Origin of the sequence: Chryseotalea sp. WA131a (assembly GCA_025370075.1) — a bacterium.
GTDB lineage: Bacteria > Bacteroidota > Bacteroidia > Cytophagales > Cyclobacteriaceae > ELB16-189.
The window spans coordinates 1,182,648-1,202,591 of sequence record CP073016.1; the positions used below are offsets into that span (position 1 = coordinate 1,182,648).

Annotated in this window: 18 protein-coding genes and 2 tRNA genes; 10 read left to right on the forward strand and 10 right to left on the reverse strand. The window is 43.1% G+C overall.

The window, feature by feature from the left end:
- Window positions 1–325: 325 nt before the first annotated feature.
- The 8 genes from KA713_05265 to KA713_05300 form a co-directional block, all read right to left on the reverse strand.
- Window positions 326–399, reverse strand: a tRNA-Asp gene (locus tag KA713_05265).
- Window positions 400–470: 71 nt separating this feature from the next.
- Window positions 471–1,193: a bacillithiol biosynthesis deacetylase BshB1 gene (gene bshB1, locus KA713_05270; protein ID UXE68001.1), complete on the reverse strand. Its 723-nt coding sequence runs from the start codon at window positions 1,191–1,193 to the stop codon at window positions 471–473.
- A gap of 30 nt (window positions 1,194–1,223) precedes the next feature.
- Window positions 1,224–2,177 carry a thioredoxin-disulfide reductase gene (trxB, locus tag KA713_05275; GenBank protein UXE68002.1) on the reverse strand — a complete coding sequence of 318 codons (954 nt, stop codon included), beginning with the start codon at window positions 2,175–2,177 and terminating at the stop codon, window positions 1,224–1,226.
- 97 nt (window positions 2,178–2,274) lie between these two features.
- Window positions 2,275–3,138, reverse strand: a complete 864-nt coding sequence (locus KA713_05280) for an RNA polymerase sigma factor RpoD/SigA (protein ID UXE68003.1) — start codon at window positions 3,136–3,138, stop codon at window positions 2,275–2,277.
- A gap of 64 nt (window positions 3,139–3,202) precedes the next feature.
- Window positions 3,203–5,347: a polyribonucleotide nucleotidyltransferase gene (gene pnp / locus KA713_05285; GenBank protein ID UXE68004.1), complete on the reverse strand. Its 2,145-nt coding sequence runs from the start codon at window positions 5,345–5,347 to the stop codon at window positions 3,203–3,205.
- Window positions 5,348–5,445: 98 nt separating this feature from the next.
- Window positions 5,446–5,721 (reverse strand): 30S ribosomal protein S15, encoded by a 276-nt coding sequence (gene rpsO / locus KA713_05290; protein UXE68005.1) that lies wholly within the window; start codon window positions 5,719–5,721, stop codon window positions 5,446–5,448.
- A gap of 103 nt (window positions 5,722–5,824) precedes the next feature.
- On the reverse strand, window positions 5,825–7,414 hold the full coding sequence (locus KA713_05295) for an LptF/LptG family permease (protein ID UXE68006.1): 1,590 nt from the start codon (window positions 7,412–7,414) through the stop codon (window positions 5,825–5,827).
- Window positions 7,415–7,525: 111 nt separating this feature from the next.
- A tRNA-Met gene (locus KA713_05300) sits at window positions 7,526–7,599 on the reverse strand.
- Between the two features lie 195 nt (window positions 7,600–7,794).
- Between KA713_05300 and KA713_05305 the strand changes: the two genes are divergently transcribed.
- Window positions 7,795–8,139, forward strand: a complete 345-nt coding sequence (locus KA713_05305; GenBank protein ID UXE69040.1) for an ATPase — start codon at window positions 7,795–7,797, stop codon at window positions 8,137–8,139.
- A 66-nt stretch (window positions 8,140–8,205) separates the two neighbouring features.
- Here the strand turns inward: KA713_05305 and KA713_05310 are convergent, their stop codons facing one another.
- Window positions 8,206–9,060, reverse strand: a complete 855-nt coding sequence (locus tag KA713_05310; GenBank protein UXE68007.1) for a transporter substrate-binding domain-containing protein — start codon at window positions 9,058–9,060, stop codon at window positions 8,206–8,208.
- 128 nt (window positions 9,061–9,188) lie between these two features.
- On the opposite strand from KA713_05310, the gene pgi reads away from it, so the two are divergent.
- The 6 genes from pgi to KA713_05340 all read left to right on the forward strand — a co-directional run bounded on the left by pgi (window position 9,189) and on the right by KA713_05340 (window position 16,557).
- Window positions 9,189–10,841, forward strand: a complete 1,653-nt coding sequence (gene pgi, locus KA713_05315; GenBank protein UXE68008.1) for a glucose-6-phosphate isomerase — start codon at window positions 9,189–9,191, stop codon at window positions 10,839–10,841.
- Window positions 10,842–10,911: 70 nt separating this feature from the next.
- The gene (pfkA, locus tag KA713_05320; protein UXE68009.1) at window positions 10,912–11,895 is read left to right on the forward strand and encodes a 6-phosphofructokinase; all 984 of its coding nucleotides are present in this window, start codon (window positions 10,912–10,914) and stop codon (window positions 11,893–11,895) included.
- A gap of 4 nt (window positions 11,896–11,899) precedes the next feature.
- Window positions 11,900–12,877: an ROK family protein gene (locus KA713_05325; protein ID UXE68010.1), complete on the forward strand. Its 978-nt coding sequence runs from the start codon at window positions 11,900–11,902 to the stop codon at window positions 12,875–12,877.
- Between the two features lie 185 nt (window positions 12,878–13,062).
- Window positions 13,063–13,638, forward strand: a complete 576-nt coding sequence (locus KA713_05330; GenBank protein UXE69041.1) for a sterol desaturase family protein — start codon at window positions 13,063–13,065, stop codon at window positions 13,636–13,638.
- A 126-nt stretch (window positions 13,639–13,764) separates the two neighbouring features.
- The gene (locus tag KA713_05335) at window positions 13,765–15,996 is read left to right on the forward strand and encodes a M28 family peptidase (protein ID UXE68011.1); all 2,232 of its coding nucleotides are present in this window, start codon (window positions 13,765–13,767) and stop codon (window positions 15,994–15,996) included.
- Between the two features lie 375 nt (window positions 15,997–16,371).
- Entirely contained in the window at window positions 16,372–16,557 is a 186-nt protein-coding gene (locus KA713_05340; protein UXE69227.1) for a hypothetical protein, read from the forward strand.
- A 40-nt stretch (window positions 16,558–16,597) separates the two neighbouring features.
- Here the strand turns inward: KA713_05340 and KA713_05345 are convergent, their stop codons facing one another.
- On the reverse strand, window positions 16,598–17,029 hold the full coding sequence (locus KA713_05345) for a hypothetical protein (GenBank protein ID UXE68012.1): 432 nt from the start codon (window positions 17,027–17,029) through the stop codon (window positions 16,598–16,600).
- A gap of 202 nt (window positions 17,030–17,231) precedes the next feature.
- Here KA713_05345 and KA713_05350 point away from each other — a divergent pair, with 202 nt between their 5' ends.
- The 3 genes from KA713_05350 to KA713_05360 all read left to right on the forward strand — a co-directional run bounded on the left by KA713_05350 (window position 17,232) and on the right by KA713_05360 (window position 19,915).
- Window positions 17,232–18,323, forward strand: a complete 1,092-nt coding sequence (locus KA713_05350; GenBank protein UXE68013.1) for a UPF0236 family protein — start codon at window positions 17,232–17,234, stop codon at window positions 18,321–18,323.
- A gap of 127 nt (window positions 18,324–18,450) precedes the next feature.
- Window positions 18,451–19,386 carry a phosphoribosylaminoimidazolesuccinocarboxamide synthase gene (locus KA713_05355; protein ID UXE68014.1) on the forward strand — a complete coding sequence of 312 codons (936 nt, stop codon included), beginning with the start codon at window positions 18,451–18,453 and terminating at the stop codon, window positions 19,384–19,386.
- 154 nt (window positions 19,387–19,540) lie between these two features.
- Window positions 19,541–19,915, forward strand: coding sequence for an STAS domain-containing protein (locus KA713_05360; GenBank protein UXE68015.1), 375 nt, complete (start codon window positions 19,541–19,543; stop codon window positions 19,913–19,915).
- The last annotated feature ends 29 nt before the right edge of the window (window positions 19,916–19,944 follow it).

Here is a 19,944-nt window from a genome sequence, read left to right on the forward strand (position 1 = left end):
AAACCTGACCTCGATAAGAAAAGGAAAGACGCAAAGGACTTTTTGGGAAGCGTCAAAACCGGTTTATCGAACCCTGATAAATTTGTAGCCTATTCTCTGGAATTATGTAATAATATGAGTAAAATGTGGCATTTGTCGTCAGTTATGGGCAGAAGAAAGCTGCAAATTTTGGTGTTCCCAGACGGTATTTTCTATGATTCGAAAACCGAAGAGTATCGAACACTAAAAACTAACAGCTGTATTGAGCTAATTCAAAGACTATCAGCCGATAAGGACAACGAAAAAAAAGGGGCAGAATTGCTTAATGCAGTACTGCCCCAACCCGCGGTCTGGACGGGATTCGAACCCGCGACCTCCTGCGTGACAGGCAGGCATTCTAACCAGCTGAACTACCAGACCGTTCGCTCAACGAGGGCGCAAAGATAACGCCACAGGTCATTTTTGCAAAGGTTTTGTTCAAATATGATAGATTACTTCAAGTTAAATAAATTGTCGACACCCAGCATGTTTGCAGCAACAAAACCTTCACCATAAGGCGCATTGATTGCATGACCAAATTCTTTTGCTCTGGCTTCTAAAAAAGTCAAGAATTCAGGCTTAGAAATGTACGTCTCGGGCTCCGCACTTTTAGGGTCAAAGAATTGGGTTTTGTAAGCTTTTACCGATTGAATCTTTTGCTCCCAGTGTTGAGAAATATCGACCACAAAATCAGGCATTAGCAATTGACTTTGAATGTAGTGATATACTTGCTTGGGACGCCACGGAGATTGCTTCTTCCCATCCCTATCCGTTTCTACTTTTGCCAAACCAGAAAGAAAACAAGCCTCATAAGCCAAGTTAGCTCCTTTGCCGTGGTCGGGATGGCGGTCTTTAATGGCATTGGCCAAAACAATTTCAGGTTGGTAGGTGCGAATGGATTGTACAACTTTTAAAATGTCTTCTTCGGTATGCCGAAAGAATCCATCGCGCAAACCCAAATTTTCTCTTACCGATAATCCCAAAATATTTGCGGCATCTTTCGCTTCTTGCTCACGGGTTTGAATGGTTCCACGTGTACCGAGTTCTCCTCTAGTGAAATCAACCACACCGACTTTATAACCTAACTGAACATGCTTTACAATCGTGCCTCCACAGCCCAATTCGGCATCATCAGGGTGAGCGGCTAGTACAAGAATATCTAGTTTTGTTACCATGAAAAAAAGTAGGCAGGAATTCGCATAAGATTAATGACTTACTAATTCCATTTCTTTGGCTACCAAAAATTTTTCTGCATCCAGCGCGCCCATGCAACCAGTGCCTGCAGCCGTAATGGCCTGACGGTAAACTTTATCAGCCACATCTCCTACCGCAAACACACCCTCTACATTGGTTTTGGTTGAACCCGGAATTACTTTTATATAACCCGCTTCGTCCATGTTCAACTTGCCTTTAAAAATTTCGGTATTGGGTTTGTGCCCAATGGCTAAGAAGAAGCCTTCTATCGAAAGGACCTTCTTCTCTTTGGTTTGATTGTTAATAATGCGAACTCCGTTCACACCATTATCGTCACCCAAAATTTCATCAGTTTCAGAATGCCAATGAATTTCAATGTTGTGTGTATTGGCTACACGCTGCTGCATTATTTTTGAAGCACGCATTTCCCCTCTTCGCACAATCAAATGTACCTTGGTACATAAGTTGGCCAAGTAGGTTGCTTCTTCGGCAGCAGAATCTCCTGCACCCACTACTGCCACTTCCTTTCCTCTATAGAAAAAGCCATCGCAAACCGCACATGCCGATACCCCTCTATTTGCATAACGTTCTTCCGATGGAATACCCAAGTATTTTGCTGTAGCCCCCGTGGCAACAATTACCGATTCTGCTCCGATTATATTTTTCTCGTCAACACTAATCTTGTAAGGCCAACTGGAAAAATCGACTGCCGTTACCAATCCAAAATTTACCTTTGTGCCAAACCGTTCAGCTTGAGTTTGCAAATCGACCATCATCTGCGGGCCGTTAATACCTTGCGGATAGCCAGGAAAATTCTCCACATCGTTGGTGGTGGTCAACTGGCCACCAGGTTGGCCACCTGTAAACAAAATAGGCTTCAAACCTGCCCTTGCGGCATAAATGGCAGCGGTATAGCCTGCTGGGCCTGAACCAATGATTAGGACTTTAACTTTTTCGTTTATCATAACTTGTACATTGCTCAATACAACAAATTTGGAATAAAAAAGGTCTCGTGGTAGAGACCTATAGTTTATTTATAATTTCACTCGGATCAAATCATTATTAACCCAAGTAAGGTTTTAAAGCTTTACTTCTAGAGGTATGGCGCAATCTTCTGATGGCCTTTTCCTTAATCTGACGAACACGTTCGCGGGTTAAGCTAAACTTCTCTCCGATCTCTTCCAAGGTCAAGGCGTGCTCGCCATTTAGCCCAAAATAAAGAGTGATTACGTCCGATTCCCGCTGAGTTAAGGTGGATAACGCCCGTTGCACTTCTCTGCGCAACGAATCGGTCATTAAACCTGAGTCTGGGGTTTCTTCGCTATCATTTTCCAATACATCTAGCAAACTGTTTTCTTCCCCTTGCACAAACGGGGCATCCATCGATACGTGGCGGCCCGAAATTTTCATCGTGTCCACCACCTCGGCAGTAGTAACTTCCAATACTTCCGCCAACTCCTCCGGTGAAGGTTCGCGTTCAAATTTTTGCTCAAGTTCCGAGAATGTTTTTGAAATCTTGTTCAATGAACCAACGCGGTTCAATGGCAAACGAACAATACGCGATTGTTCGGCCAACGCCTGAAGAATTGATTGGCGAATCCACCACACCGCATAAGAGATAAATTTGAAACCACGGGTTTCATCAAAACGCTGTGCTGCCTTAATCAAACCAAGGTTACCCTCATTAATCAAATCACCAAGTGACAGGCCTTGATTTTGATATTGCTTCGCCACAGACACCACAAAGCGCAAGTTGGCTTTTGTCAATTTTTCGAGCGCGATTTGGTCACCATCTTTAATACGCTTTGCCAACTCCACTTCCTCATCGGGGGTAAGCAAATCTACCTTACCAATTTCTTGCAAATACTTATCAAGCGATTGGCTCTCACGGTTGGTAATCTGCTTGCTGATTTTAAGCTGTCTCATCCAATTACTTTTAACTAATTCAACACGTAATTTTCAAAAATAAGTTCCAAAAGGCAAATTACTATTAAGCACTGGGTGTTTCTGCCTTGGCTGCAGACTTTGGCAACAGCACTTTCCTTGAAAGCCTGAATTTACCCGTTTTCTTATCTACTTCAACCAATTTTACCTTTACTTCTTCACCCACTTGCATCACACCCTCCATGGTCTCAAGGCGCTCCCATTTGATTTCAGAGATGTGGAGCAACCCGTCTTTTCCAGGCATGAATTCCACAAAGGCACCAAAAGGCATAATGGACTTTACAATTCCATCGTAGGTTTCACCCACTTCAGGAACTGCCACTATTGCTTTCACTCGCTTCACGGCAGCATCCATAACTTGCTGATTAGTAGCGAATATATTGACGATACCTTTTTCTTTTACTTCTTCAATTACCACAGTAGCTCCGGTAGTCTTTTGGATGTCTTGTACTACCTTACCACCTGGCCCGATTACCGCGCCAATCAGCTCTTTATCGATAACAATGGTTACCGCCCTTGGTGCATGAGGTTTCAGATCAGGCTTAGAAACCTTCAAAGTCTTCTTCATCTCATTTAAGATATGCGTGCGACCTTCCTTCGCTTGGTCCAAAGCCTCCTTTAGCACATCGTAGGTAAGGCCATCAACCTTCAAATCCATTTGGCAAGCGGTTATACCTTTATCGGTACCCGTTACCTTAAAGTCCATATCACCCAAGTGGTCTTCATCACCTAAGATATCAGATAAGATTGCATACTTACCGGTTGCACTGTCTGAAATCATACCCATGGCAATACCTGACACCGGGCCTGAAATTTGGATACCTGCATCCATCAATGCCAATGAGCCTGCGCATACGGTTGCCATAGAGGATGAACCATTCGATTCCAAAATATCAGAGACTACACGAATAGTGTACGGACTCTCAGTCATGTTAGGAAGCACTTGCTTCAATGCACGCATGGCCAAATTACCATGCCCTACTTCTCTTCTGCCTGGCCCACGGTTAGGTTTTACTTCACCAGTTGAAAACGAAGGGAAGTTGTAGTGAAGAATAAATTTATTGTTGCCAGAGAACATGGCTCCGTCAATCATTTGTTCGTCTAACTTCGTGCCCAACGTTACGCTGGTCAACGATTGCGTTTCTCCGCGGGTAAATACTGCCGAGCCGTGCGCATTCGGCAAGTAATCAACCTCCGACCAAATGGGTCTGATTTCATTTGTCTTACGACCATCCAATCTCACTTTTTCGTTCAACACTAAATTGCGGCAAGCTTCTTTTTGGATGGACTTATAATAACGCTTTACTAAGTCTTTGCTGATGGTCGTATCTTCTGGCAGCGAAGCCATATATTCATCAATGATTTGATGGAACAACTCAGACCGTTTGTGTTTGCTAGTCAATTGTTGACGAGCTACTTCGTACACTTTCGGATATAAGAGAGTATGTAGTTCCGCTTTTAAGTTCTCGTCCTTTTCTTCGTGGTTATAGGTACGCTTTTCCGTTTTGCCTAATTCCTTTGCCATCTCCAATTGCAGATTGCATTGCACCTTAATGACACTGTGGGCTAGCTTCAACGCCTCAAGCATATCCACTTCATTGATTTCTTTGGCTTCTCCTTCCACCATCAGAATGTTCTCAAGAGAGGCAGCCACAATAAAGTCCAAATCAGCAGCGTCCTTTTGCTCTAAAGTTGGGTTGATGATAAACTGGCCGTTTACACGAGCTACTCGAACTTCCGAAATGGGTGTGTAAAAAGGAATATCAGAAATCGACAAAGCGGCTGAAGCTGCAAAGGCAGCCAAGGCATCGGGCAGCGCATTGTGATCACCTGAAATCAGTTGAATAGAAACTTGCGTTTCAGCATGATAATCATCGGGAAACATGGGGCGGATAGCCCTGTCCACCAAGCGACTAATTAATACTTCATAGTCTGATAGCTTTCCTTCGCGTTTCAAAAATCCTCCTGGTATTTTACCTGTCGAGGCAAATTTCTCTTGGTAATCAACTGACAAAGGAAGAAAATCTGCACCTTCTTTATGTTGTTGCATGGCAACAGCGGTGGCCAAAATCATGGTATTGCCCATTCGCAATACTACTGCGCCATCCGCTTGCCGTGCCAGTTTACCCGTTTCGATGGTTATTTCCCTGCCATCGGGAAGTTGGCAAGATTTCTTTAAAATTGGATTCATAGTGTTGGTTTTTTCGATTGGGTAATCCCAAATCAAGTATGTAAATAAAAGCAGAAAGGGAACCGGTGTGGGTTCCCTTGTTTGCTAGCATTCTATAATTATTTTCTAAGATCTAGTTCGGCAAGAATAGCGCGGTACCGGTTGATGTTAGTGCGCTGTAAATAGCTCAACAATCTTTTGCGTTGACCTACTAATTTAATAAGGCCTTGTTGAGTTGAAAAATCCTTCTTCTGCACTTTCAAATGCTCGGTAATCTCGTTGATACGAGTCGTGAAAAGGGCAATTTGTGATTCAGGCGAACCGGTGTCTGTTTTTGTCTTGGAGAAACCGTGCTTGCTGAACAATTCTTGTTTTCTGGCTGTACTAAGTTGCATCGCTTGTTATTTTCTTATTTTCCTTATTTTTAATCGCGCAAAAGTAAGGCTATCGGCCTTAAATACCAAAATTTGGCGGATTTTAATTTAAGCGTGGTTTTCCCTAGGCTACCTCTGGACTTGCATCCAAAAAAGGAAAGCGTTTCTTGAGCTTATCCAGTGCAACATTATAGAAATCAGCATCAAACAAGCGAGCATCTACCCTTGCTTGACGCAAAAATACCAAACCAATAGCAAATAGGATTACATTCGCCATCCACACACCCGTATAAACTGAAATACTATACTGCCTCGCCCATTTGGTGCCAAGTAAATCTAATACATAGTATAAAATGAAGAATAAAATGGATACCAATACGGGTACGCCAAGACCACCTTTTTTGATGATCGACCCGAGTGGCGCACCGATTAGAAACATGGCCAAACAAGCAATGGAGTTTGCCAAAATCTTATGCCATTGGATCCAAAAAACAGTGTATTCGTGCTTTTGAGAATCCATGTTGGTATTTGAGTTTTGTAACTGCGACTTTACCATCCGTGCCCTATTCAAGGCATTTACAACTTCCGTTTTGGTAACAGCCAGTGCATACAAGCTATCCGAAATGTCCACCTCACGTTCGGATATTTTAGTGGGTATTTTAACCGATGGAAAATACTGACTACTGGATGATAAATAGCCGGACCCTGTGTATGCTGCAGCGGTATTGGTAAGCCTGGCTATCGAGTCATTTTTTGTTTTATGAGATCTCAGATCGCTGGGCATTGGGATGGAGTCGTCTTTAAAATGATGGGAGAAAAAATTTCCTTGGGTTTGGTATAAGCTTACCCGTTGATTCTTCATCAAGTTATCAACAGAGTCCATGTCTACTTCCAACTCGGCCACATTGCGCATAATGCGATTGCCTTTGAACCATTTGGTGTCGGTTCGTTGCATACCAAAAGAAGAAAGATCGAGTACCATCTCCGTTTTGGTAAACTGAGACTTTCGAAAGGTTTCATCATTCGAAGGTCGACCTGTTTCATCCGTACCACCGCCTGAATTTTCAGCATAGTTATAGCCCTTAAACAATTCCAATTTTAAGTATTGATCATTCAGTATGGTGTACATTTTTCCAGAATCGGCAACCGTTACATCCTTATTTCCAACTTTATTGCGATGGTCATAAATGATTACCCCTTTGAGTGTTATGCCATCTTTAAACTTTTGATTTACCTTAATGCTGATGTCGGGTATTCCATTGTAAAATGTACCCGGACGAATGTCGAGGGCTGGCTTTTTTTGTTTGATATCCCATAGGAGACTGTACGCCTCGAGAGAGGCTTTGGGCACCAAATAGTTGTTTGAAAAAAATGCTCCAATGGTTATAAAGATCACCACCGTAAAAAGAGGCAGCAAACTTCGGGTAAGCGAAATACCGAGACTCTTAATGGCTGTCAATTCAAAATGTTCACCCAAATTTCCAAATGTAATGAGTGACGCCATCAACACAGCCAATGGCAAAGCAGAGGGCATCAAAGTGAGTGACAAATAAAACATTAATGTCCCCAAATCTCCCCAGCTTAATCCCTTGCCTATAATGTCATCGAAGTAAATAAGCATTTGCTTCATCAATAGAATAAATACCACCACCAGCAAGGTCATGATGAATGGCCCCACAAAAGAACTGACGATCAGCTTATCGATTTTTTTCACTTAGTTAAAGACTTAAGGAATGGTGGCAAATTCATAGGCAAAAATAAAGCCACACTCAAATCAAATTAAAAAGCTAATGACAAGTGGAATTTAATTCCCTGTAAGGGAAAGTAGCGCGGGGGGGAGTTGAACCCCCGACCTTTGGGTTATGAATCCAACGCTCTAACCACCTGAGCTACCGCGCCATTTATTTTGGGAGCGCAAATGTATAAACTTTTTACATTTAACCATTTGTGTGTGGCTACTTTCATCAGGTAATAATTTTCTTTTTTGATGGATTGAAAAATTTGATGTAAATTAAAATCCAAACAAACGCTATGGCCACTGCAATTGTAAAGAAGCTCTTCAATGCTGATTTTGAAATCCATGCTTCCATCAAAATGTTGTACCCGTATATCGACTCTGCAAGCGGTTTATCCGAATGGTTTGCTGACAATGTAACCATCAGTCCCGAGAAGGTATTTACATTTACTTGGGACCATGAGGTGCACCAAGCTACTTTGGTTGCGCACCGCACCAATCACTATGCAAAATTTCAGTACTTACCCGAAACGAAGGAGGACGAAAAAGATCCATCCTATTTTGAACTTCGGTTGGAGGTAAATGAATTAACGCAGACCACTTTCTTAAAGGTTACCGATTATTCTGACTTTGATGACCTGGATGAACTACAAGATCTTTGGGAAGGTCTTATTGAAAATCTAAAGAAGGTTGTTGGAGGCTAAGCCAATAACCAATCCAGAAAGGCTTGTGGATTTTTTAGTGGAAGATTCTTCGCTAACGCTGAGAATTCATTTAATCATTTTGATAAACGTCAACACGCTTTGCCCTAAGTGATCAGTAATGATTTTGTTATACTGAGAACTTTCTATAAAGCCTGATTTCATAAACTCTGTTAAAATCGGGTTCCAGTCGTTGCTCAATGGCATGATGATGCCGAACTCCTCCCCTGCCTCATCAAAAATTGCGTGGCGCTTGATTGGCTTTCTGGCCTTAAGTGCCTTCAAGTAATATGTAAAATCAGCAGAGGTGAAAGTGTTCTTTTCAGTGGCTACTGTTTCAATGGACTTCAAAAATGAAGAAGAGCTCTCAATCACCAAATTCGGCAAATATTTCTTTTTCAAATCAAGTACTCTCGCCTCGTTAGTCGAGCCTTTGACTACCACCGCTTTTAACGAACCAAAAGAGGCAGATAAATCTTTGATATCCGTAATTTCAGCCACCGAGTTGTTGGTGATGATCATCGATACATTCTTTAGAAAGGGAGGGCTAAAATTGTATGACTTTTTACGCTCGGAGGTAATGGTTGTGTTGCTCAATCCAAAAACCCCTCCTTTGGCTTGTTTCACTGTGGATAGGAAGTCTGTAAAATTCGCGGGATCATCCACTTTTGCATAGGTTAAAGTAACATCAATGCCCGCCTTGGTTTTCACATACTTGGCAAACTCCTGCATTAAATCATAGCAAATGCCATCAGGTTTTCCATTTACCAACGTAGCCAAGCCTGGCGAGTCAGAATATGTAATTGTCCACGAAGCCTTTTTAGATTGTTTGGCGGCAGCATAAGTATCTCCTTGCAATTGACCAAAAGCACTAAGGCTGATGATGGATAGAAGAGAGATCAATGTTAGAAATCGTGTTTGCATTTGCATGTTGATTATGGTTATTGGTCGAAAGGTACATGGCCGTCAGAAATCATTCCATTATTTTATTGCGAAAACCTTACACCAAGTTTACTTTGCTATTTTTGCTCTGATATAAATTTTAAACACGTATGCTTTCCACCATCGATCCTTCTGAAACCAGTGCCTGGCAAAAACTGACTGGCCACTTTTTAACCATGCAGGCTACCCACTTGCGCGAACTCTTTGAAGAAGACCCGCAACGCTTCGAAAAATTTCAATTGAAACTCAATGATATTTTAATTGATTACTCAAAAAATATAGTCACAGAAGAAACGATGGGCCTATTGGTTGAATTGGCCAAGGAAACAGAACTAAAAGCCGCCATTGAAGCAATGTTCAACGGGGATAAAATCAATCGAACCGAAAATCGCTCTGTACTCCACGTGGCACTCCGCAACCGCAGCAACTCCCCAATTTTAGTGGATGGCAAAGATGTAATGCCCGAGGTGAACAACATATTGGCACAGATGAAAGATTTTTCAGATCGATTGATCGGTGGGAGCTGGAAAGGATATTCTGGCAAAGCCATCACCGATATTGTAAACATTGGCATCGGAGGATCTGACCTAGGGCCTTTGATGGTAACGGAAGCGCTAAAGCCATATTGGAAAAATATCACTCCTCATTTTGTTTCAAATGTAGACGGAACACATATCGCGGAAACGCTAAAAAAATTGAACCCTGAAACCACACTGTTCATTATTGCGTCCAAAACTTTTACCACGCAAGAAACTATGACCAATGCCGAATCGGCCAAGCAATGGTTTTTGAACAAGACAGCTAATGCAGGCGATGTATCGAAACACTTTGTGGCGGTATCTACCAATACAAAAGCGGTGACAACCTTTGGCATTGCGCCTGAAAATATGTTTGTGTTTTGGGATTGGGTGGGCGGCCGCTATTCGTTGTGGTCGTCTATCGGCCTATCCATTGCCTGCACCATTGGCTTCGAAAATTTTGAACAACTGCTGGAAGGAGCACACCAAGCCGACAATCATTTTAAGAACGAACCCTTCGAAAAAAATATACCGGTTGTACTTGCCTTGCTGGGGATTTGGTACGTGAATTTCTTTGATTCAAGTTCGGAAGCCATTCTTCCATACGATCAATACTTGCATCGATTTGCTGCCTACTTTCAACAAGGCAACATGGAGAGCAATGGTAAGTCTGTGAATCGCGAAGGTCATGCTTTTCATTATCAAACGGGGCCGGTGATTTGGGGCGAACCAGGCACCAATGGCCAGCATGCCTTCTATCAATTAATTCACCAAGGCACAAAAATGATTCCATGCGATTTCATTGCGCCCGCTATCAGTCACAATCCAATTAGCGACCATCACGATAAATTGCTGTCAAATTATTTTGCCCAAACCGAAGCATTGATGATGGGCAAAACAGAAGAAGAAGTAAAAGCAGAATTGAAAGCTGCTGGTTTCTCTGCCGATGATATCGAATTTCACAAACCGTATCGTGTATTTGCGGGCAATCGTCCAACCAATTCAATTCTATTCAAGAAGCTTACACCGCAGGTGTTGGGAAGTTTGATTGCCTTTTACGAACACAAAATTTTTGTGCAAGGGGTGATTTGGAACATCTTCAGTTTCGACCAGTGGGGCGTTGAATTGGGAAAGGTTTTGGCAAAAAAGATTTTACCTGAACTCACTTCTTCCGAGGTTGTTTCAACTCACGATTCATCCACCAACGGATTAATCAATTATTTCAAACGATTGAAACAAGTATAGCTTTTAAACAAAGATTGAAAAACTTGCAAAGTAGAGCCTAAGCAGTATTTTTGACGCTTCTAATTTGTAAATGGAGAATAAAATTTCAAAGATTGGTGTGTTCACTTCAGGTGGCGATGCACCGGGGATGAATGCAGCAATCCGTGCCGTGGTTCGTGCTGCTATCTATTATAAGAAAGAAGTGTACGGCATCATGCAAGGTTACGAAGGCATGATTGATGGTGACATTGTGAAGTTGGGTGCTCGTTCGGTGGGCAACATCATTCAACGGGGTGGCACTATTTTAAAAACTGCCAGAAGCCAAGAGTTTAGGACCAAGGAAGGTCGAGAAAAAGCTTTTCAGAACATCAAGAAGAATGGCATTGATGGGTTGGTGGCCATTGGTGGAGACGGCACTTTTACAGGTCTTCACAAATTTTACGAAGAGTATCAGATTCCCTCTATTTGTATCCCTGGCACGATCGATAATGATTTGGCAGGAACCGATTACACCATTGGCTTTGATACAGCCACCAATACAGCGGTAGAAGCGATTGACAAAATCCGGGACACCGCCATTTCGCACAACCGTCTTTTTTTTATTGAAGTAATGGGGCGCAACTCTGGATACATCGCTATTAATTGTGGCATAGCAGGTGGTGCGGTGAGTACCATCATTCCGGAAGAGTCAATTACCATGGATGAATTGTTTGCTAAATTGGATGAAGGCGGCAAGACAAACAAAAAGTCGAGCTTAATTGTGGTGGCCGAAGGAAGTAAGATTGGTAGCGCGATGGAATTGGCTCACAAGTTTTCGGAGCGAAACAACTACTTCGATATCAAAGTAACGATACTCGGTCATTTGCAGCGAGGCGGAACCCCCACCTATTTTGATCGCGTACTTGCCAGCAAAATGGGTGTGGCCGCGGTAGAAGGCTTACTCAATGGCCAAAAAGATGTAATGGTTGGCATTCGCGATAATAAGATAGTGTACAATAGCTTCGAGACCATCATCAATCATCATCACGAAATTGATAACGAATCGCTTCGTATTTCTAAAATCCTTTCTATCTAAATCTATGAGAGAGCTTACCGTTGGCATTGATATTGGTGGCACGAATACGAAATACGGTATTGTGGATCGAGCCGGAAATGTGTTGTTGCAAGGCAACATTCCCACTACCCAATACGAAGAGTTTCAAGACTATTTTGATGGCATGGCCAATGCGTTGCGCGAAGGCATGGAAAAGTTGCCGAGCGATTCAAAAGTGGTGGGCATTGGTGTTGGTGCCGCCAATGGGAATTATTACACAGGCACTATTGAACGGGCTACCAACTTAAAGTGGAAAGGTGTATTGCCATTGGCGAAAATGTTTAGAGAAGAGTTTGGTGTGCCGTGCATGCTCACCAACGATGCGAATGCTGCTGCCGTTGGTGAAATGATTTACGGCAATGCCAAAAACATGAAAGACTTTGTGGTGATTACGCTTGGTACCGGTTTAGGGAGTGGGTTTGTTTGTGGCGGGGTATTGTTAAATGGTCATCATGGTATTGCGGGTGAAGTTGGGCATACTTCGGTAAACCCGGTAGGTCGCTATTGCAATTGTGGAAAACGTGGCTGTTTGGAAACGTATGTAAGTGCCACCGGCATTAAGCGTACCGTTTATAAATTACTGGCCGATCATTTAGAGCCGAGTGAATTGCGCGAAATCAGTTTTGATAATCTGAATACCAAAATGATTACGGAGGCTTCCCTGCGTGGCGACATCGTGGCGCAAGAAGCTTTTGAATATACAGGTCGAATTTTAGGAATGAAACTGGCCGAGACTGTTGTTCATACCGACCCGGAGGCGATCTTTTTATTCGGGGGGTTGGCGCAGGCGGGTGATTTAATTTTCAAACCCACCATCAAGCACATGGAGGCCAATCTGATGCCTCTTTTCCGAGGAAAAATAAAAGTCCTGCCATCGGCCATGCAAAACCAAGCGGCACCCATTTTAGGAGCGAGCAGTTTGGTGTGGGATCATTTGGACAAGAAGCGGTTGGAGATGGCCTGACCTTAATTGGTTTTTGCATTTGCCAATAATCCAAAGGTATTGATCCTAACTTGCTCGCCCGAGCATTTTTTAAATTGCTCTGCCAAACCCCACCATCACCTTAGTTCAAGATTCTTATTATCTTTGCTCGTCAATTTTGATTGAGCATGAAGAATTTTGTTTCCAATTCTACGGAGAGCACCAGAATGTTTAAACAACAATGGATGGAGGCGTTATCGAAAGTGCATTACTCCGTGCCTTTGTTCATATTTGTGCCGCTCATATCTTACTTTGCTTGGACAGGCTTGACTCAGCCGGGTATTACCACCGTCAATTGTATTCTTACCGTTCTAGCTGGCCTATTGGCATGGACGCTTACCGAATACGTTATGCACCGATTTATTTTCCATTATCAGCCCAATACAGAATGGGGTAAAAAATTGCATTTTATCTTTCATGGTGTTCACCACGATTATCCCAACGATGCCAAACGATTGGTTATGCCACCTTCCATGAGCATCCCACTGGCCACAGCTTTCTATTTTTTGTTTAAGGCTACCGTTCCTGTGTTGTATCTGAATACCTTTTTTGCTTCTTTCCTTGCGGGATACTTGTGCTACGATATGTTTCACTATGCCTTTCACCACGGCACGTTCACCAACCCCATCCTGAAAAAGCTAAAGCAACACCACATGCAGCACCATTATGCTGACGCAGACAGAGGATATGGTGTCACTTCTGTGTTGTGGGATATTATCTTCCGTTCGGAGTTGAAAAAGTAGTTGCTGGTTACCGCTTGCTGGTCACTAATTTCCAGTACGCTTTTTTATCTGGTATTCTTGTATTACACCAGTGGTTCTCAATCTTCCACATTCGGTTGTAACTTCGGTTTTATAATGCAAAGTCCTATGAAATATTCTGCCCTCGTAGTGCTGCTAATGGTAAGCACCCTCTCCTTTTCCCAAAAGTCAATTTTAGGTTACAGCAAAGAATCTGGAGAAGCGCAATTGAAAGCTGAAGAGAAATTTGATAGTTACCTGTCCACCAAAAATATTGAGGATTGGATCAAGCGGTTATCTGCCCGTCCTCACCATGTGGGTTCGCCCTATGGCAAGGCCAATGCGGAATACATGCGCGATCTATTTAAAAGTTGGGGCTACGATGCCGAGTTGGAAACGTATTACGTCCTCTTCCCTACTCCAAAATCTCGCCTGCTCGAATTAATGGGCAGCAATCCTTACAAAGCAAAATTGGAAGAACCTGCTTTGAAAGAAGACGGCACCTCCAATCAAAAATCGGAACAACTGCCTGTGTACAACTGTTGGTCGCCTGATGGAGATGTAACAGGAGAATTGGTATTCGTGAATTACGGTGTGCCGGACGACTACATTCAATTGGAGAGAATGGGCATAGACGTGAAAGGCAAAATTGTGATTGCCAAATACGGTGGATCTTGGCGTGGCATCAAACCCAAAGTGGCGCAAGAACATGGCGCGATTGGTTGCATTATTTATTCTGACCCACAGGGCGATGGCTATTTTCAAGGAGATGTTTATCCCAAAGGGCCATTTAAAAATGAGTTTGGCGCGCAGCGCGGTTCGGTGTTGGATATGCCCATCTATCCAGGCGATCCGCTCACCCCTAACTATGGCTCTACGCAAGAGGCCAAGCGTATCGACCGAAAAGATGCCCCCAACTTATTGAAGATTCCGGTATTGCCTATTTCATACAGTGATGCAAAACCACTGCTACAAGCATTGGGCGGGCCGGTTGCACCCGAAAAATGGAGAGGCGCGTTGCCGATCACCTATCATGTGGGGCCAAGTGTAGCCAAGGTTCGTTTAAAGTTAGAATTCAATTGGGACACCAAGCCAGCCTATAACGTCATTGCAAAAATCCGCGGAACGCAATTTCAAGATGAGTGGGTCATTCGAGGAAACCATCATGATGCATGGGTAAATGGGGCGAACGATCCTGTCAGTGGCATGGCAGCATTGTTGGAAGAAGCCAGAGGTGTTTCTGAATTGATGAAGACAGGATGGAAACCAAAGCGAACAATCATCTACTGCGCGTGGGATGCCGAAGAACCTTCTTTGATGGGTTCAACCGAATGGGTGGAAGATCATTGGGATGAACTATCCGATAAAGCAGTTGCGTATATTAATTCTGATTCCAATGGCAGAGGATTTTTTGATGCCGATGGATCGCACACGCTCGAGACCATGGTGAACGAAATTGCCAAAGAAGTGATCGATCCTCAAACTGGCGTTACGGTTTTAGAGAGAAGGAAATCTGCAGACGCAACTCAGGCTTCTACCGTGAAAGCAAAAAAAGAAATACTGGCTAAAAAAAACCTGTCCATTGGGGCACTCGGCTCTGGTTCAGATTACTCACCTTTCATCCAGCATTTGGGTATTGCCTCCTTAAACCTTGGCTTCGGTGGCGAAGATGCCGGTGGTGAATATCATTCCATTTATGATTCGTACGATCACTACAAGCGTTTCAAAGATCCAACGTTTGAGTATGGTGTGGCACTGGCGAAAACAGCGGGGCGCGCTACCATGCGCTTGACCAATGCAGATGTGTTACCGTTTGATTTTAAAGCCTTTCAAAAAACAGTGAGTACGTACGCAACAGAAGTCACCTCTTTGATTGAAACCATGCGTGAATCTACCGAAGTAGAAAATCAAATGATTGCAGAAAAGCGTTACGTGTTGGCCAACGACCCTACCGAAAAATTTATTCCACCCGCAAGTAAAGAACCAGTACCCTTTTTAAATTTTTCAAGTCTGCAAAATGCCGTGGCAAATTTAGAAAAGAGCGCAGCCACTTTTTCTGATTTGTATGCGGCCAACCCCAAACCGAATACCAATATTGTCAACCTAAACAAACTATTGTTTCAATCGGAAAGAAAACTGCTATCCGAGACCGGACTGCCACGAAGACCTTGGTACAAGCACACGATTTATGCACCTGGTTTTTATACAGGATACGGTGTGAAGACACTGCCAGGAATCAGGGAAGCCATCGAACAACGAAATTGGAAAGAAGCGCAGGAGCAGATTGAATCGGTTACGTCTGCACTCATTAAGTTTTCTGTGCAAGTAGATGCCGCCAATAAAATATTGATGATGCGGTGAGCGAGTCTCAGGCGACCCGCAACAACAACCAAGAATAACTTTTTGACCAACGAGAACTAGGGATCGCCTCTTCCGAAAAATGTTTTCCAATTATCTGGCCAATGAACTTCGTCTGTGTCTCAATGAATGATTGTTGCTCGATTTAAGTTGTTTCTCCCTTGAAACAGCTAAATTTGAAACATCGAAAGCGGGCACAAACAAAAAACCGCTTTTTAAAAACTAAAAATACTATGGGGAGAAAACTTTGTAAGTTACCCGAAGGGGTTACTATCTCCACTCCGCAAAGCTCCTTAAGTTAACGACTATGGTCAGGCGACCAACAACTACGACTAAAAACAACTTACTGACCAACGACAACTAGGGGAACTGCTGGATTTGTTCAAAGCTGACCAGACGTTCAAGGACATCAATTCCTTTGATAAATCGCTCGCTGAAAAACTCTCCTTCATCGAAGGGCTCGACAAAAAAGACAAGATCGCTTTCTATGCCGTGCTCGATGCATTCATCGGCAAGAAAAAACTGAAGGACGCCCTCGCGAACGTCCTCAGTGATGTGAAGTGAAAGTCAGGGACACTCTGCGAAGAACTAAAAGCACTACCTACTATTCAGCACCAACGATAAAACCAAAATCCCAGAGATTTTGGTAAGTCTTGCAATTAGTAACTACACTAATTGAATCCGCCTCAATAATAGTTATGTGCACTAGGCTGTAGGATGATAAACTACATTTAGTGGTTGCAAGCACTTTGCCATTTACTTTTACTTTTATAATATAATCAAGACCCCTCTCTAGTCTTAGACCCCACTTTTTTTCATCATGAGCTGTTAACTCGCCCTTGTTGGTGTTGCGTGCAAGAACGAGCGATGGCTCCACCAACAAGCATGCTGCCCTCATCCATCGTGGTGGGTCAAAAATACCCAATCTTTTTCGTTTCTCTCGTAAAACCTCGCACTGGAGTATTTGTAATCTTACGGTAGCCTGCAAAGCCCGGCCTTCACTGGATTGTTGTGAATGTAATCCAATTTTTGCCAAAATACTTATTGAAATAGGGATTAACTAGATCGTAACGAAAGTTTTTTCATAATTGTTGGTTTAGGGTGCATTTCAAATTGTCGCGATTTTGTAAATTTAAATAAAAACAAAAGACTATGAGCAAGGAGGAATTTTTAGCCGTAGCGGAACAGCGCTATGATTGCCCTTCAAAAGCTGAACCAATTGGACAGCTTTTACAATTATGAGAAACTATTTGTGGAACTATGGCGAGACCTTGGGCGAGAGGTACTCGAGAAGAATCTCGGTCCTGTTCCCCTTAACAGACGTAAAAAAAAACTACACGACTTTGGGGCAAATAGAAATTGACAAACGGCATGCCTTCAGTGAAGGCAAAAATGGTTTTCAAATCAGCCCTGTGATGCAAGAACTCATGGTGTATGCAGGCCAACTGGATTGTTACGGCAAGAGCCATGAGGTGATCAAGCAATTTCTACAAGTGGAGGTGAATGCCGCGCAAGTGTACCGGGTCACCGATACCTATGGGGCGGAACTTGGCAAAACAGTGAATGGGGCCAGGACACCCCCTCCCGTAAAACAACAAGACACCTTGTACGTAGAGGCGGATGGATCGATGATCCTGACACGGGAAGAGCAATGGAAAGAAGTAAAAGTAGGCCGGATATTTAATTCATCAGATTGTATCAAAATCGATGAAAAACCGGGTTGGATCAAGCGATCGCAGTATATAGCCCACTTGGGCGATCATCGCTCTTTCATCGAACAAAGCGATAAACTCATTGAATCCTATGGATCGCTGGGCGAGCGATTGGTGTTCATTTGCGATGGTGCACCATGGATCAGAAACTGGATAGCAGATACTTTTCCAGGTGCACTATCAATCTTGGATTATTATCATGCCACTCAATACCTGTACCCCTTTTCGGAATCATGTTTCAAGGACAGGCAAAAGGCACAACAGTGGACCGAGGCACAAAAAAAACTTCTGTTGAACAGTGAAGTGGATCGGGTAATGGATAACATCAGGGAATTATTTCCCGGCCATCCACAAGCCAGAAAAATTTTGGGCTACTATCAAGCCAATAAAGACAGAATGGACTATAAAAAATATTTACAAATAGGTTGCGGCCTTATTGGTTCAGGCGCCATTGAATCCGCTCATCGAACCGTGGTGCAAAAGCGACTTAAACTCTCCGGACAGCGCTGGACCAAGAGAGGAGCACAGAACATGCTCAACTTACGCGTAACGCACATGAATGGCCAATGGGACAAAGTAGTTAAACTCGTACAAACTGAATTTAAAGCCGCAGCTTAACCGCGTCAATTTGAAATGCACCCTCTGAACCTTGCTGGTCATCCGATCAACTCATTAGCCGCAAATGCCTATTGCCCCTTGCCAAATGCCTTATTTCATTTAATTTGCATCGTCAGTTAATCAGCACATGAAGGCAATCAAAGAGACTCACTTTCACTTCCCTCAACAAACCGGATTTTACAAAGGCAAAGTACGTGACGTCTATTACTTTGGTGAACAGATGGCCCTGGTAGCGACCGATCGCATCTCCGCATTCGATGTGGTCTTGCCTAAGGGCATTCCAGACAAGGGTCGGATTCTAAACCAAATTGCTGCCTACAATCTCAATGCTACCAAAGACATCGTCCCTAACTGGGTTTTATCAACGCCTGACCCCAATGTGACGATCGGTTTTAAGTGCGAACCCTTTGCCGTAGAGATGGTGGTCCGTGGTTACTTGGCCGGTCACGCTTGGCGCGAATACAAATCAGGCAAACGCAAAATCTGTGGTGTGCCATTGCCGGATGGACTGAAAGAAAATGATCTACTCCCCGCTCCTATCATCACCCCTACCACAAAAGCAAAAGTAGGCCACGATGAAGACATATCGCGCGAAGAAATTTTGAGCCGAGGAATTGTAAATGAAGGCGACTACAAGATGTTAGAAGACTATACTTTTAAACTCTATAAAAAAGGAACAGAACTGGCAGCCGCCCGGAGTTTGATATTGGTAGATACCAAGTATGAATTTGGTAAACATAACGGCAAGATTTACTTGATTGACGAAGTTCACACACCTGATTCATCCCGCTATTTTTACAAAGAAGGCTACGAGGCGAGGCAAAAATCAGGTGAGGCGCAGAAACAACTTTCCAAAGAGTTTGTTCGACAATGGCTGATTGAAAATGGCTTTCAAGGAAAGGATGGGCAAAAAGTACCTGAGATGACCGATGAAATCGTTGCAGGGATTTCCCACCGATACCAGGAGCTTTATCAACAAATGACCGGTGAAAAGTTGGCTTCCATTGATTATTCGACCATCGAGAAACGAATTGAACAAAGTATCGTTAAATCGTTAAATTAGCGTTTTGAAAAGTAGGCAAGTAGTCAAATGCAAAAAGTAATAACCTCTGTTAACCAATTAGGAATTGAATAATTACAAATAACCAATTATTAAGTTTAAAAACTCCGACTTCTAAATTCTAACCAGTAACCCCTAACTACTATATTCTTCCCAAATGAAATACACCATCGACAAACAAGAAAAGTACACGCTGATTCGCTTGCACGAAGAGAAATTAGATTCAACAGCCGCACCGCAGCTAAAGTCAGAAATGGTGACGTTGCATGCGGAAGGCGTTCGCAATATCATTCTTGATTTGAGTGAAGTGAAGTACACTGATTCATCCGGCCTTAGTGCATTGCTTGTAGGCAATAGGATCTTGCAAGAAGACGGAGGCATTTTCGTGCTTACCCAGTTATCAGACCATACCACCAAACTGATTAAGATTTCGCAATTGGATAGCGTGTTGAATATTTTGCCAACGGTTGAAGAAGGGATCGACTCGGTGTTTATGCACGAGATGGAGAAGGACATGAAAAGTGAAGAATAACAATTTGAAGACTAGTCAATTTGAAGATT